A 12,705-nucleotide genomic window follows, 5' to 3' on the forward strand; every position below is an offset into this window, starting at 1 on the left:
CCCCCAGAAAGCCGCCAACCCCCATCCAACCACCACCGCCGCCTCCCTCAAATGCACCATCCCATATTGCAGTCCCCCCCGATTTTGTGATATAATACCCAGGTGCAGGCTCCGGCGTCAAAACGAAAAAACGTCCGCGCCCGCAACAAATTCAAGGAGTAAATCACATGAAGAAAACATATAATATTGCAATCGACGGTCCCGCGGGAGCCGGAAAGAGCACCATCGCCAAGCGGGTGGCCGAGGAGCTGGGCTTTGTGTATGTGGACACAGGAGCCATGTACCGCGCCATGGGCCTGTATTTTCTGCGCAAGGGCATTCCCCTGGAGGACGAGGGAGCGGTGTCCGCGTCCTGCGGAGAAATTTCCGTGGACATCGCCTACGAAAACGGCGTCCAGCAGGTGCTGTTAAACGGGGAGAACGTCACCGCTCTCCTGCGGGAGGAGGCTGTGGGAAATACCGCCTCTAAGGTTTCCGCCTACCCGGCAGTCCGGGCGGCCCTCATGGACCTGCAGCGGGGACTGGCAGCCTCCTATAATGTGATCATGGACGGCCGGGACATCGGCAGCCTGGTTCTTCCGAAGGCCGACTGCAAGATCTACTTAACCGCCAGCACCAGGGTGCGGGCCGTCCGTCGCTACAAGGAGCTGGAGGCCAAGGGCGAGGCCGTCAGCCTGGAGGAAGTGGAACAGAAAATCATCGACCGGGACAACCGGGACATGACCAGGGAAACGGCTCCTCTCATCCAGGCGGAGGACGCCGTCTACCTGGATGCCTCCGCCATGACCATCGACCAGGTGGTGGAGCGCATCAAGGAGCTGGCCCGGGAGAGAGGGCTGGAGGCGTAGTCATGGAGGTGATTGTGGCAAAGACCGCCGGTTTCTGTTTCGGCGTGAAACGGGCAGTGGAAAAGGTTTACGAGCAGACGGAGGCGGGAGACGGCCCCATTTACACCTACGGCCCCATCATCCATAACGAGGAGGTGGTGCGGGATCTGGAGGAACGTGGCGTCCGCGTCCTGTCCACGGAGGAGGAGCTGGAGGCTCTCGAGAGCGGCGTGGTGGTGATCCGGTCCCACGGGGTGAGCCGGCGCGTCTACGACCTCCTGGCAGGCAAAAACGTCCGGGTGGTGGACGCCACCTGCCCCTTCGTCCGCAAAATCCACCGGATTGTGGAAAAGCAGGCGGCCGCCGGCAGAAAGGTGGTTATCATTGGAAATGCCAGCCACCCGGAGGTGGAAGGTATTAAAGGCTGGGGAAATGCCGATACTTTTGTTGTAGATTCCCCGGATCAGGTGGAAAAACTCCCCTTTCAGGAGGGAGATTCGGTGTGTATCGTTTCCCAGACGACATTTAATTACAATAAATTTAAAGAATTAGTTGAAAAATTTTCCGAAAAGCGTTATGATATACTTGTTTTAAATACGATTTGCAATGCAACACAGGAAAGACAGGTGGAGGCGAAGGAAGTTGCTTCTAAGGTAGATGCCATGATTGTGATTGGCGGGAAGAACAGCTCCAATACCCAGAAGCTTTACGAAATTTGCAAAAGGGAGTGTGAAAACACACACTATATTCAGACACTGGGCGATTTTAATCCTGAATGTGTAAGTTCTGTGAGCAGCGTAGGTATAACAGCGGGGGCATCAACCCCAAATTATATTATCGAGGAGGTTCATACTGTTATGGCAGAAATGAGTTTTGAACAAATGTTGGAGGAGTCTTTAAAGACAATACGTTCAGGAGAGGTCGTTACCGGTAAAGTCATTGATGTAAAAGAGGACGAGATCGTTTTAAACATTGGTTATAAATCCGACGGCATCATCTCCCGCAACGAGTACACCACCGATTCCAATCTGGATTTAAGAACCGTTGTTCAGGTTGGCGAGGAGATGGAGGCCAAGGTTGTGAAGGTAAATGACGGCGAGGGCCAGGTAGCCCTTTCCTACCGCAGACTGCAGGCCGAGAAGGGCAACCGCAGACTGGAGGAGGCATTCGAGAACCACGAGGTTCTGACGGCGAAGGTTTCCCAGGTATTAGACGGCGGCTTAAGCGTAAATGTAGAGGAGACCAGAGTATTTATCCCGGCCAGCCTCGTATCTGACGTATATGAGAGAGATTTAAGCAAGTACAAGGATCAGGAGATTGAGTTTGTAATCACCGAGTTCAATCCTAGAAGAAGACGCATCATCGGTGATCGCAGACAGCTGCTGGCTGCGAAGAAGGCTGAGATGCAGAAAGAGCTGTTTGAGCGTATCCATGTTGGCGATACCGTAGAGGGCGTTGTGAAGAATGTGACCGATTTCGGCGCTTTCATCGACTTAGGCGGAGCTGACGGCTTGCTGCACATCTCTGAGATGAGCTGGGGCAGAGTGGAGAGCCCGAAGAAGGCCTTCAAGACCGGCGAGAAAGTAAAAGTTCTGATCAAGGACATCAACGGCGACAAGATCGCTTTAAGCTTAAAGTTCCCGGAGACCAATCCGTGGGTAAACGCTGCTGAGAAGTACGCAGCCGGCAATGTGGTAAGCGGACGGGTAGCCCGCATGACCGATTTCGGCGCATTCGTAGAGCTGGAGCCGGGCGTAGACGCGCTGCTGCACGTTTCCCAGATTTCCAGAAATCACGTTGACAAACCGTCTGACGTGTTAAGCATCGGCCAGGAGATCGAGGCCCAGGTAGTGGACTTCAACGAGGCAGACAAGAAGATCAGTCTCAGCATGAAGGCCCTGGAGAACAGCGCCCGCGAGCCAGAAGTGGCTGATGTGGACGTAGACGCAGTTGCCGCTGAGCAGGAATAAAAATCACACATTCGGGAATGAAGTGCTCCCGTAACCGTAATTGGTAAAACCGCTTGAGAGAGCTGATGACTTCTGTGAATACAGGGGTTGTTGGCTCTTTTTTTGTGTCATAGGAAACGGCGTTCCCTATGACGCAAAAGCCTCCGGCGGGAGGCGCACTCCGCGGGGAGGAATATGGCTGTTTACGCAGCCGCACTCCGGCGCGAGTGTGCGCCAGGCGCACACTTTTTCCTGTGAAAGCCCCGGATGGCGACGAAAGGGCACGCAGCGCGGACACATTTTCCAGAGATGTAAAACCGCAAAAACATAGAGATGAATAGGAGAGAGAAAAATGCTGATAAGTCTTGCACTGATTTTTTTAACAGGAATGTGCCTGGGAGGGCTGCTGAAACGGCTGAGACTGCCGGGGCTTTTGGGGATGCTGTTTACGGGAATGGTGCTGGGGCCCTTTGTCCTGGATTTGCTGGATCCGTCTATTTTGGGGATTTCCGCGGATCTGCGGGAGATTGCCCTGGTGATCATCCTCACCAGAGCCGGTCTGTCCCTGGAGCTGGAGGACCTAAAAAAGGTGGGACGTCCGGCGGTGCTTCTGTGCTTTGTGCCGGCCTGCTTTGAGATGGCGGGGATGGCGCTTTTGGCGCCGCGGCTTTTGGGGGTGTCCCTGCTGGACGCGGCGATTATGGGAGCTGTGGTGGGGGCTGTGTCCCCGGCGGTGATTGTGCCGAAGATGCTGTCCCTCATGGAGGAGGGATACGGGGTGAAACAGGGGATCCCTCAGATGATTCTGGCGGGAGTTTCTGTGGACGACGTGTTTGTGATCGTGATGTTTTCCGCCTTCACCGGGCTGGCCCAGGGAGAGGGCTTTTCGCCTGTGAGCCTGTTTCAGGTGCCGGTGTCCATTCTCACCGGGGCGGCGGCGGGAGCCGCTGTGGGAGCGGTTCTGGCGGCTTTTGTGAAACGGGTTCACATGAGGGATTCGGCGAAGGTGGTGGTGCTGCTGAGCCTTTCCTTTCTCCTGGTGTCCGCGGAGGACGGACTGAAGGGCTGGCTGCCCTTTTCCGGCCTGCTGGCGGTGATGAGCCTGGGGCTGGGGCTGCAGAGACGGAACCGGGAGCTGGCGGTTCGGCTTTCCGGGAAGTATTCCAAGCTGTGGGTGGCCTCGGAGGTACTCCTCTTTGTGCTGGTGGGAGCTATGGTGGATCCATCCTACGCCCTGCAGGCGGGAGGAGCGGCGGTAATCCTGATTTTTGGAGTGCTGCTGTTTCGTGTGGCCGGGGTATTCCTCTGCGTGCTGGGCACGGCTTTAAACGGACGGGAGCGGCTGTTCTGCATGATCGCCTATCTGCCGAAGGCCACAGTCCAGGCGGCCATCGGCGGCGTTCCCCTGGCCATGGGGCTGGGCTGCGGCCAGATTGTGCTCACGGTGGCGGTGCTGGCCATTTTGATCACAGCGCCTTTGGGGGCCATCGGGATGGAAGTGAGCTACCGCCGCCTGCTGAGACGGGCGGCGGGACCGGAGGTAGAAAACCGGTCTTAGAGCTGGCTTAACCGGCTGTTCTGATACTCTCCCGTGAAGGTGACTTCCCGTCCAAACCATGCCGGGGGTGTGAAGGCGTTGGCGGTTTCCTCGTCGGGAAACTCCACCTCCGCCAGTACCAGCCCCTCAAACTTCCCAGAAAAGACGTCCAGCTCCACAGTGAGCGCCGTCCCTTCTATGGGAATGAGATAGCGGCGCTTGGTGAGAATGTTTCCGTCGGCCTTTGCCAGAAGGTGAAGGTAGGACTCCTCCGTAAGGGGAAGGTTGTATTCCTCCCTGGCCATGAGGCCCTTGGATTTATAGGTGAGATAGAAGGAGGAGCCGTCCCGCCGGACCCGTACTACCGGGTCGGTGGAAAGATAGCCCTGTTCGATGAGACGGGATGGGTGGGAGGCGTAGCCCTCCGGCAGGCGGTCAATCACATATTTTCGTTCAATTTCCATGGTTTAGTCTCCTTTTTGATTTCATGAATTCAGAGGATAAAATGGGAAACGGATGGCCAGAATGGCTCTTTGCGGGCGGGCGGCGGAATCTTTCGCGGCCCGCCTGAATGCTGTCGGACTGTCTCCTGGAATGCGCGCCGTTTTGCGCCGTCTCCTGTGTAATCATTTTACCATGACGAAAGGGTGGTGGCAACGGGGCGGAGAAAATGAGAAAAAACACTTGACTTAAAGTTCACTTTAAGTTGTATGATGAGCTGGTATGAAAATCGGAAGGATGAGAGGAGAACGATGACAGAGAGCAGAATCTTAACGCTTTTGGTGGATTCCTTTTGGGATATTCTTTTGCCGGGACTGACGGTGACCATCCCCCTGACGGTGATTTCCTTCGCCCTGGCCCTGGTGATCGCGGTGGCAGCGGCTCTGGTGCAGTTCGCGAAGGTGCCTGTCTGGAGGACGGTGGCCCGGTTCTACATCTGGGTGGTCCGCGGGACGCCGCTGCTGGTGCAGCTGTTTGTGGTGTTCTACGGGCTCCCCAGGGTGGGGATCCTGATAGAGGCATTTCCGGCGGCGGTGCTGGTTTTTTCCGTGAATGAGGGGGCGTACTGCGCCGAGACCATCCGGGCGGCCCTGGAGGCGGTGCCGGCGGGTCAGATGGAGGCGGGGCAGTGCGTGGGCATGAGCTATTTGCAGATCATGCGGCGGATCGTGCTGCCTCAGGCGATGCGCATCGCCTTTCCGCCCCTGTCCAACTCCCTGATCGCCATGGTGAAGGACACCTCCCTGGCGGCCAATATTACGGTGACGGAGATGTTTATGGTGACCCAGCGGATTGTGGCCAGAACCTATGAGCCGCTGCTGCTGTATCTGGAGGTGGGAGCCGTTTATCTCCTGTTCTGCACTGTGCTTACCAAGGTGCAGCATATGGTGGAGACACGGATGAATACCGTAGTGGAGAAGGGAAGGTGACAGAATGTTAGAGATACGCGGACTCAGGAAATCCTTTGGAAATCAGGTGGTGCTCGACGGGGTGGACCTCTCCGTAAAAAAGGGGGACGTGACCGCCATTTTAGGGCCCAGCGGCTCCGGAAAGACCACCCTGCTGCGCTGCATTAACTTTTTGGAACAGGCGGACGGGGGAACCATGGAGTTAGACGGCCGGGTCTGGAACCTGGGCCATGTCTCCAGGCGGGAGGCTATGGAATTTCGCCGTCACACCGGCTTTGTATTTCAGGATTACAACCTGTTTCTCAACAAAACCGCCCTGGAAAACGTGACGGAGGGGCTGATCATCGGCCGGAAAATGCCCCGGGCAAAGGCGGAGGACATCGGCCGCCAGGCCCTGGAGAAGGTGGGGCTTTCCGACCGCTGCGGCTATTATCCCAGCCAGCTTTCCGGGGGACAGAAACAGCGGGTGGCCATCGCCAGAGCGGTGGCGGCAAACCCGGAGATCATTCTGTTTGACGAGCCCACCTCCGCCCTGGACCCGGAGCTGACGGGGGAAGTGCTGGCGGTGATGCGCCGCCTGGCGTCGGAGGGGATGACCATGGTGGTGGTCACCCACGAGATGGGCTTTGCCAGGAATGTGTCCAGCCAGGTGATTTTTATGGAACACGGAAAGATTGTGGAGCAGGCAGACTCCGAGACATTTTTTGAACATCCGAAGGAGGAGCGGACGAAGGAATTCCTTCAGCTGAACCGCCGCGGATGGGAAGGAGGAGAATGATATGAGACGGAAAAATTTTTGGATTACAGCAGCGGCGGCAGCCTTTGCGGTGACGGTACTGGCTGGCTGCGGCGGAAATGGAACGGGAACGCAGACAGGCCAGGCAGGCGGGGAAAGCGACCTTCTTGCCAGGATTCAGGAAAGGGGGAAAATCACCATTGCCATGGAAGGCACCTGGGCGCCCTGGACTTACCACGAGGAGAGCGGGACGCTGGTGGGCTACGACGTGGAAGTGGGCAGGAAACTGGCGGAAAAGCTGGGAGTGGAGCCGGAATTTGTCGAGGGAGAATGGGACGGACTGCTGGCGGGTCTGGATGCCGGCCGCTATGACCTGATGATCAACGGCGTGGACATCACCCCGGAGCGGGAGGAAAAATACGATTTTTCCACCCCATACGCCTACAACCGCACAGCGGTGATCGTGCGGGGAGACTACGACGAAATCCAGTCCATGGAGGATCTGGAAGGGAAACACACCGCCAACACCATCTCCAGCACTTACGCGGAGCTGGCGGAGCGCTACGGGGCCCAGGTGACGGGTGTGGACGACTTAAACCAGACCTTTGAGCTGCTGCTCAGCGGCAGGATTGACGCCACCCTGAACGCGGAGGTGTCCTTTTACGACTATGTGAAGGCCCATCCGGAGGCGGACGTAAAGATCGCCGTTCTGGACGAGAACGCCACCCAGGTGGCCATCCCCATGAGGAAAGGGGAGGAGACCGCCAGCCTGCGGGAGGCCGTCAACCAGGCGTTGGCGGAGCTGGAGGAGGCGGGAGAGCTGTCCGCCCTGTCGGAAACGTATTTTGGAATCGACATTTCCAGGGAGAGCGCCCAGGAGGCGGACGGAGCAAATTCCGGAAACTGAGGTTTTTAAGATTCGGTTTCCAGATTTGAGATTTTCATAAATAAAAAACAGAGAGCAGATCCGAAAAGGAATCCTGCTCTCTGTTTTTTCATGACATAGGAAACGGCGTTCCCCATACCATAAAAGATGTCATGAAAGTGTCCCCTAGGATGGGCGTTCCGCCCATAGGAAACTGGCTGCCGGCGTAGCCATGCTCTGGTGGGAATGCGCAGCCCCGTAGGCGTTTCCGCGGCTGATCAGCCGTTCTGATTCGCTTTTTCCCGCACCAGCTCAATGGCCTCTTTTCCGGTCATATGCTCGATGGAGATTTCCACCATGCAGACGTTCTTAAACAGGGCATCCATTTCCTGCTGCCGTCCCTCCGGCTGATCGGGGGAATAGCGGGCGGCGAGGAGTTCCAGGGCGGCCCGCTTTTCCTGAGCGTCGGTGAGGACTTTGGCCCGGCCGAAGGCGATCACGCTGCGGAAGAAGGTGGTGTATTTCTCCGGGACCACCTGATCCTGGTCGATGACGCAGAAGGAAACCTTGTCATTTCCGGCGATGGCGTCCAGCTTGTGGCCGGTGAGGGCGCAGTGAAAGTAGATTTTGGAATCCGCGTATACAAAGCTTAGGGGCACGGCATAGGGGTAGCCATCATCCCCGCTCACGGCCAGAACTCCGGAGGTAGCCCGGTTTAAAATAGTTTCGCACTCCTCATGGGAGAGTGCCTGCCGGTTTCTTCTCATTTCCCGAAACATAAAAACACATCCTTTCCTATTTTTCTCATTTGATGGAGCATTTATAAAATACCAGGTCAGCCTGGCGGCGGCTCTACGTTCATTACGTCGTCCTCAAACTCATTGATCACCGCTCCTCCGGAGAAGGAGGGGGGCTGGAAGGTGGCCTGAGGCGCCTGTGGGGTGGAGCCGGGGCTCACGGGAGGCGTGATGGTGGTGTTGGGGTTGATGATCACGCTGGAGCCGGAGTGGATGGTACAGTAGTCCGGCAGGGCGAACTGGGAGTCGTCGGTGACGGCCGTCTCCCCCGACGGAATATTCATAAATACGCCGGTGGTCTTGGTGGGGCAGTATTCCGTGGCCAGCATTCCCGACTCGGAACAGACCGTAGCCCGCACATGGTTGTTGCAGACCTCTGTGGGGACGGTGCCCTTGGCGAAATATTCCGTGTACACCGCGTTTCCTCTGGGATCGGCGGAGCAGACGCCGGGCACGGCCAGCTTGCCGGATTTCCGGCAGATTTCCGCGGTCTCGATGCTGTCCGGCACCGTAAAGCCGGGGTCAGATAAGCCCTCGTGGACCCTGGTCATGATCTTTCTCCAGATGTCCTTGTGGAAACTGGTGCCGCCGTTGCTGGCGGTGAGTTTCTGGTTGTTGTCACAGCCGCCCCAGACGCCTGCGGTGTAGTAGGGGGTGAACCCTACGAACCAGATGTCATTGTTGGCTGTGGTGGTGCCGCTCTTTCCGGCGGCGGACATCCCGGAGAGGGCCGCCCTGGTGCTGGTGGAATTTACACTCATTCCCGAGCTGGAAAAATGGCGGTTGGCCTCCAGGGACTCGGACATGGCGTCCGTGAGCAGGAAGGCGGTGGAATCCTTGAGCACCCGCTTGGTCTCCGGCTGGTTGTCGATGAGCACCCGGCCGTTGTGGTCTAAAATCTTCGTGAAGAAAATGGGTTTCGTGTACACGCCTCCGTTGGCGATGGCGGAAAACGCTCCCGTCAGCTCCAGGTTGGAGACGCCCTTGGTCAGGCCGCCTAGGGCCGCCGCCGCGGTCACGTCGGTGTCCACCAGGGAGGTGATCCCCAGGTTTTTCGCGTACTCAATGCCCAGCTGGGGTGTCACCGTCTCCATCAGGCAGCGCACTGCCACGATGTTCATGGAGTAGATGATGCCCTCCCGGATGTTGGAGTAGCCCAGGAATCCGGAGGAGTACCAGTTGCGGAAGGTCTTGGTCCCCACGGTGTAGGGGGCGTCGTAGTAGACCGTTCCCAGGGTGGAGCCGCAGGTGTCCAGAGCCGGGGCGAAACAGGTCAGCACCTTAAATACAGAGCCGGGCTGACGCACCACGTCGCTGGCGCGGTTTAAGGTGCGGCTGGCGGTCTTTTCCCCGCGGCCGCCGCTGATGGCCTTCACCTCCCCGGTGTACTGATCCATCAGCACGAAGGATACCTGGGGCTGGAGGATCATGGTCAGGGATTCGCCGATGACCTCGTCGTCCTCCTTTAACTGCCAGGAGCGGTACTGTTCCACGTCGTTCTGAGCCGCCTCCTGGCTGCCGTAGAGGCCGTCGTGGGAGTCGCCTAACACCTCGGCGTGCCACTTGTCCAGGTCGTGCTCGGAGAAATGCTCCGTGGTGCCGTCGGCATGGGTGACGGAGAGGCGGTACTCTACGGAGTATTTGGCTGCCGTGTAGTTGTCCGGGTTATTGACCTCCTCGTCCACGATGGCCTGGAGGGCCGGATCCTGGGTGGTGTAGATCTGCAGGCCGCCGCTGTAGATCAGGTTGGAGGCCTGGCTCTCTGTGTAGCCTAACTGGTTCATCAGGGCATCCATCACCTGGTCGATGAGCTCGTCCGTAAAATAGCTGTAAGGGGTGATGCTTTCCTTGGTGAGGAGATCCACGTCCTGGATGCGGTCATAGACGTTGTCCGCCAGGGCCTCCTCCTGGTCCTTCTGGGAAATGTAGCCCTGGTCCACCATGTTTTGCAGGATGATGCGCCGTTTCTCCTCGTTGGCCTCCCGGCCGGAGATGGGGTTGTACTTTGTGGGGTTCTGGGTGATGCCCGCCAGCACGGTGCACTCCGACAGGGTCAAATCGGAGAGGTTCTTATTAAAGTACCGTTTGGCTGCCACCTTTACCCCCAGGGTGTTGTTTCCCAGGTTGATGGTGTTTAAATAGTTGGTGATAATGAGCTCCTTGCTCATGCTTTTGTCCAGCTGCAGGGCCAGGTACTGTTCCTGGATTTTCCGCTCGATGCGGTCACCCCAGTTGTCCTCGCCGCCGCCTCCCAGCACGTTGTTCTTGATAAGCTGCTGGGTGATGGTGCTGGCGCCGCCGCTGTAGTCGTGGGTGAGGACACCCCAGGCGGCCCTGGCGATGGAGCGCAGGTCAATGCCGTTGTGTTTCCAGAACCGGGCGTCCTCGATGGCCACGAAGGCGTTGATCAGATCCTTGGGGATCTCCTCGTACTCTGCCTCCTCCCGGTTGGAGCCGGTTTTGACCAGGGTGTCGGTCAGGTTTCCGGCGCTGTCATAGACCGTGGTAGCGTAGCCAGCGGGGACGATGCTTTCCAGATTTAACTCCGGGGCCTTCTCAATGATGCCGTTGATGATGCCAAGGCCCATGCCCGCTCCGGTGACGCCGAGAAACAAAAACAGCACGAACAGCAGCTTGACAAGGGAAAAGCTCATCTTGGAGAAGTATTTTTTCCTCCTGGACTGGAGCGTTTTCAGCTTTTGTTCCGTTCCGCGTTTTCCGTAGTTCATATAACCTCCTTTCCGGGATTCCCCGGTCAGTATTCCCATAGTATACCAAATATCGTCCTGAAATTCAACGTCTGGCGTTTTCCCGGGAAAATGGCGCATTTCCCGGGAAAATAGACGGTTTCCTCTTGCCAGAACGGCCGCTGTCAGGTAGAATGGACGCTGGCGGCTATGGGGCCGTCTGGATTCACACAAAAGGAGTGTCAGTATGAGTATTTTAAATGTAGAGCATTTGAGCCACGGGTTCGGCGACCGGGCCATTTTCCACGATGTGTCCTTCCGCCTGTTAAAGGGGGAGCACATCGGCCTCATCGGGGCCAACGGCGAGGGAAAGTCTACTTTTATGAATATTATCACCGGGGCCATGCAGCCGGACGAGGGAAAGGTGGAATGGGCGAAAAACGTCCGCGTGGGCTACCTGGACCAGCACACGGTCCTGGAGAAGGGAATGACCATCCGGGACGTGCTAAAGAGCGCGTTTTCCTTCCTATTTGAGATGGAGGAGCGGATGAACGCCATCTGCGATTCCATGGGAGAGGCGTCGGAGGAGGAGATGGCCGCCATGATGGAGGAGCTGGGGACCATTCAGGACCTGCTCATGGCCCATGATTTTTACGTGATCGACTCCAAAGTGGAGGAGGTGGGCCGGGCCTTCGGCTTAGACGAGCTGGGGCTGGACAAGGATGTGACGGAGCTTTCCGGCGGCCAGAGGACGAAGGTGCTTTTGGCAAAGCTGCTCCTGGAAAAGCCGGACATCCTGCTTCTCGACGAGCCGACCAACTACCTGGACGTACAGCACATCGAGTGGCTGAAACGGTATCTCCAGGAGTATGAGAACGCGTTTATCCTCATCTCCCACGACATCCCGTTTTTAAACAGCGTCATCAACCTGATCTACCACATGGAAAACCAGCGGCTGGACCGCTACGTAGGGGACTACGACAAGTTCCAGGAGGTCTACGCCATGAAACGGGCTCAGCTGGAGGCGGCTTACAAGCGGCAGCAGCAGGAGATCGCCGATCTCCAGGACTTCGTGGCCCGCAACAAGGCCCGGGTGGCCACCAGGAATATGGCCATGTCCCGGCAGAAAAAGCTGGACAAAATGGAGGTCATTGAGCTGGCGAAGGAGAAACCGAAGCCGGAGTTTCACTTCCTGGAGGCCAGAACCTCCGGAAAGCTGATATTTGAGACGAAGGAGCTGGTGATCGGGTACGACGAGCCTCTTTCCAGGCCCTTAAACTTTTCCATGGAGAGAGGGGAGCGGGTAGTCTTAGTGGGGGCAAACGGCATCGGAAAAACCACCCTCTTAAAGAGCCTGCTGGGCCTGATCCCGTCCCTGTCCGGGGAGGTGGAGCAGGGGGATTACCTCTCCATCGGCTATTTTGAGCAGGAGGCGGATCCTGGGAACACCACCAGCTGCATCGAGGAGATCTGGAAGGAATTTCCCTCCTTCACCCAGTACCAGGTCCGCTCTGCCCTGGCAAAGTGCGGGCTGACCACGAAAAACATCGAGAGCCAGGTGCGGGTGCTCTCCGGCGGCGAGCAGGCCAAGGTGCGGCTGTGCAAGCTGATGAACCGGGAGACCAACGTGCTGCTCTTGGACGAGCCCACCAACCACCTGGACGTGGACGCCAAGGAGGAGCTGAAACGGGCTTTAAAGGAATATAAGGGCACCATTCTCCTCATCTGCCATGAGCCGGAGTTTTACGAGGGCCTGGCCACCAAGGTGATGGACTGCTCAGAGTGGGCGCTGCGGGTGTAGGCGGATTTCGCCGGGCTGCATCACGGGAACCGGCGTTTTTTGTGGCGCAGCCGCCCTCTGGCGCGGGCCATAGGGCCTCCGTGTTATTTTACAAATT

At 57.5% G+C, this 12,705-nt stretch carries 10 protein-coding genes and 1 riboswitch; of the genes, 7 read left to right on the forward strand and 3 right to left on the reverse strand.

Annotated features, from left to right (window positions below; all coding sequences use genetic code 11):
- The first annotated feature begins 167 nt into the window (after window positions 1–167).
- The 3 genes from cmk to B5E84_RS09605 all read left to right on the forward strand — a co-directional run bounded on the left by cmk (window position 168) and on the right by B5E84_RS09605 (window position 4,334).
- Window positions 168–848, forward strand: a complete 681-nt coding sequence (gene cmk, locus B5E84_RS09595; RefSeq protein ID WP_087222113.1) for a (d)CMP kinase — start codon at window positions 168–170, stop codon at window positions 846–848.
- Window positions 849–850: 2 nt separating this feature from the next.
- Window positions 851–2,797, forward strand: coding sequence for a bifunctional 4-hydroxy-3-methylbut-2-enyl diphosphate reductase/30S ribosomal protein S1 (locus B5E84_RS09600; RefSeq protein ID WP_087222115.1), 1,947 nt, complete (start codon window positions 851–853; stop codon window positions 2,795–2,797).
- A gap of 4 nt (window positions 2,798–2,801) precedes the next feature.
- Window positions 2,802–2,879: riboswitch (Fluoride riboswitch) on the forward strand.
- 249 nt (window positions 2,880–3,128) lie between these two features.
- Complete coding sequence (locus B5E84_RS09605; protein WP_087222117.1) at window positions 3,129–4,334, forward strand: cation:proton antiporter domain-containing protein; 1,206 nt, start codon at window positions 3,129–3,131, stop codon at window positions 4,332–4,334.
- Here B5E84_RS09605 and B5E84_RS09610 read toward each other — a convergent pair.
- On the reverse strand, window positions 4,331–4,777 hold the full coding sequence (locus B5E84_RS09610; RefSeq protein WP_087222119.1) for a CYTH domain-containing protein: 447 nt from the start codon (window positions 4,775–4,777) through the stop codon (window positions 4,331–4,333). The genes B5E84_RS09605 and B5E84_RS09610 overlap by 4 nt on opposite strands.
- Before the next feature lie 288 nt (window positions 4,778–5,065).
- Between B5E84_RS09610 and B5E84_RS09615 the strand changes: the two genes are divergently transcribed.
- From B5E84_RS09615 to B5E84_RS09625, 3 genes are read left to right on the forward strand one after another with little or no spacing between them, the layout of a single operon-like run.
- Entirely contained in the window at window positions 5,066–5,743 is a 678-nt protein-coding gene (locus B5E84_RS09615; protein ID WP_087222121.1) for an amino acid ABC transporter permease, read from the forward strand.
- Window positions 5,744–5,747: 4 nt separating this feature from the next.
- Window positions 5,748–6,500, forward strand: a complete 753-nt coding sequence (locus B5E84_RS09620; RefSeq protein ID WP_087222123.1) for an amino acid ABC transporter ATP-binding protein — start codon at window positions 5,748–5,750, stop codon at window positions 6,498–6,500.
- A 1-nt stretch (window position 6,501) separates the two neighbouring features.
- Complete coding sequence (locus B5E84_RS09625) at window positions 6,502–7,365, forward strand: transporter substrate-binding domain-containing protein (protein WP_087222125.1); 864 nt, start codon at window positions 6,502–6,504, stop codon at window positions 7,363–7,365.
- Window positions 7,366–7,601: 236 nt separating this feature from the next.
- Here the strand turns inward: B5E84_RS09625 and B5E84_RS09630 are convergent, their stop codons facing one another.
- Window positions 7,602–8,102 (reverse strand): pyridoxamine 5'-phosphate oxidase family protein, encoded by a 501-nt coding sequence (locus B5E84_RS09630; RefSeq protein ID WP_087222127.1) that lies wholly within the window; start codon window positions 8,100–8,102, stop codon window positions 7,602–7,604.
- A gap of 56 nt (window positions 8,103–8,158) precedes the next feature.
- Window positions 8,159–10,849, reverse strand: a complete 2,691-nt coding sequence (locus B5E84_RS09635; RefSeq protein WP_087222129.1) for a transglycosylase domain-containing protein — start codon at window positions 10,847–10,849, stop codon at window positions 8,159–8,161.
- 205 nt (window positions 10,850–11,054) lie between these two features.
- Between B5E84_RS09635 and B5E84_RS09640 the strand changes: the two genes are divergently transcribed.
- Window positions 11,055–12,608, forward strand: a complete 1,554-nt coding sequence (locus B5E84_RS09640) for an ABC-F family ATP-binding cassette domain-containing protein (RefSeq protein ID WP_087222131.1) — start codon at window positions 11,055–11,057, stop codon at window positions 12,606–12,608.
- Window positions 12,609–12,705 lie beyond the last annotated feature (97 nt).

This window comes from Lachnoclostridium sp. An14 (assembly GCF_002160755.1).
Lineage (GTDB): Bacteria > Bacillota > Clostridia > Lachnospirales > Lachnospiraceae > Lachnoclostridium_A.

Bases quoted from the DNA above. Each gene is read 5' to 3' on its own strand.
- B5E84_RS09605 (WP_087222117.1), top strand. From the start codon at position 3,129: ATGCTGATAAGTCTTGCACTGATTTTTTTAACAGGAATGTGCCTGGGA.
- B5E84_RS09635 (WP_087222129.1), bottom strand. From the start codon at position 10,849: ATGAACTACGGAAAACGCGGAACGGAACAAAAGCTGAAAACGCTCCAG.
- B5E84_RS09610 (WP_087222119.1), bottom strand. From the start codon at position 4,777: ATGGAAATTGAACGAAAATATGTGATTGACCGCCTGCCGGAGGGCTAC.
- B5E84_RS09600 (WP_087222115.1), top strand. From the start codon at position 851: ATGGAGGTGATTGTGGCAAAGACCGCCGGTTTCTGTTTCGGCGTGAAA.
- cmk (WP_087222113.1), top strand. From the start codon at position 168: ATGAAGAAAACATATAATATTGCAATCGACGGTCCCGCGGGAGCCGGA.
- B5E84_RS09620 (WP_087222123.1), top strand. From the start codon at position 5,748: ATGTTAGAGATACGCGGACTCAGGAAATCCTTTGGAAATCAGGTGGTG.
- B5E84_RS09625 (WP_087222125.1), top strand. From the start codon at position 6,502: ATGAGACGGAAAAATTTTTGGATTACAGCAGCGGCGGCAGCCTTTGCG.
- B5E84_RS09630 (WP_087222127.1), bottom strand. From the start codon at position 8,102: ATGTTTCGGGAAATGAGAAGAAACCGGCAGGCACTCTCCCATGAGGAG.
- B5E84_RS09615 (WP_087222121.1), top strand. From the start codon at position 5,066: ATGACAGAGAGCAGAATCTTAACGCTTTTGGTGGATTCCTTTTGGGAT.
- B5E84_RS09640 (WP_087222131.1), top strand. From the start codon at position 11,055: ATGAGTATTTTAAATGTAGAGCATTTGAGCCACGGGTTCGGCGACCGG.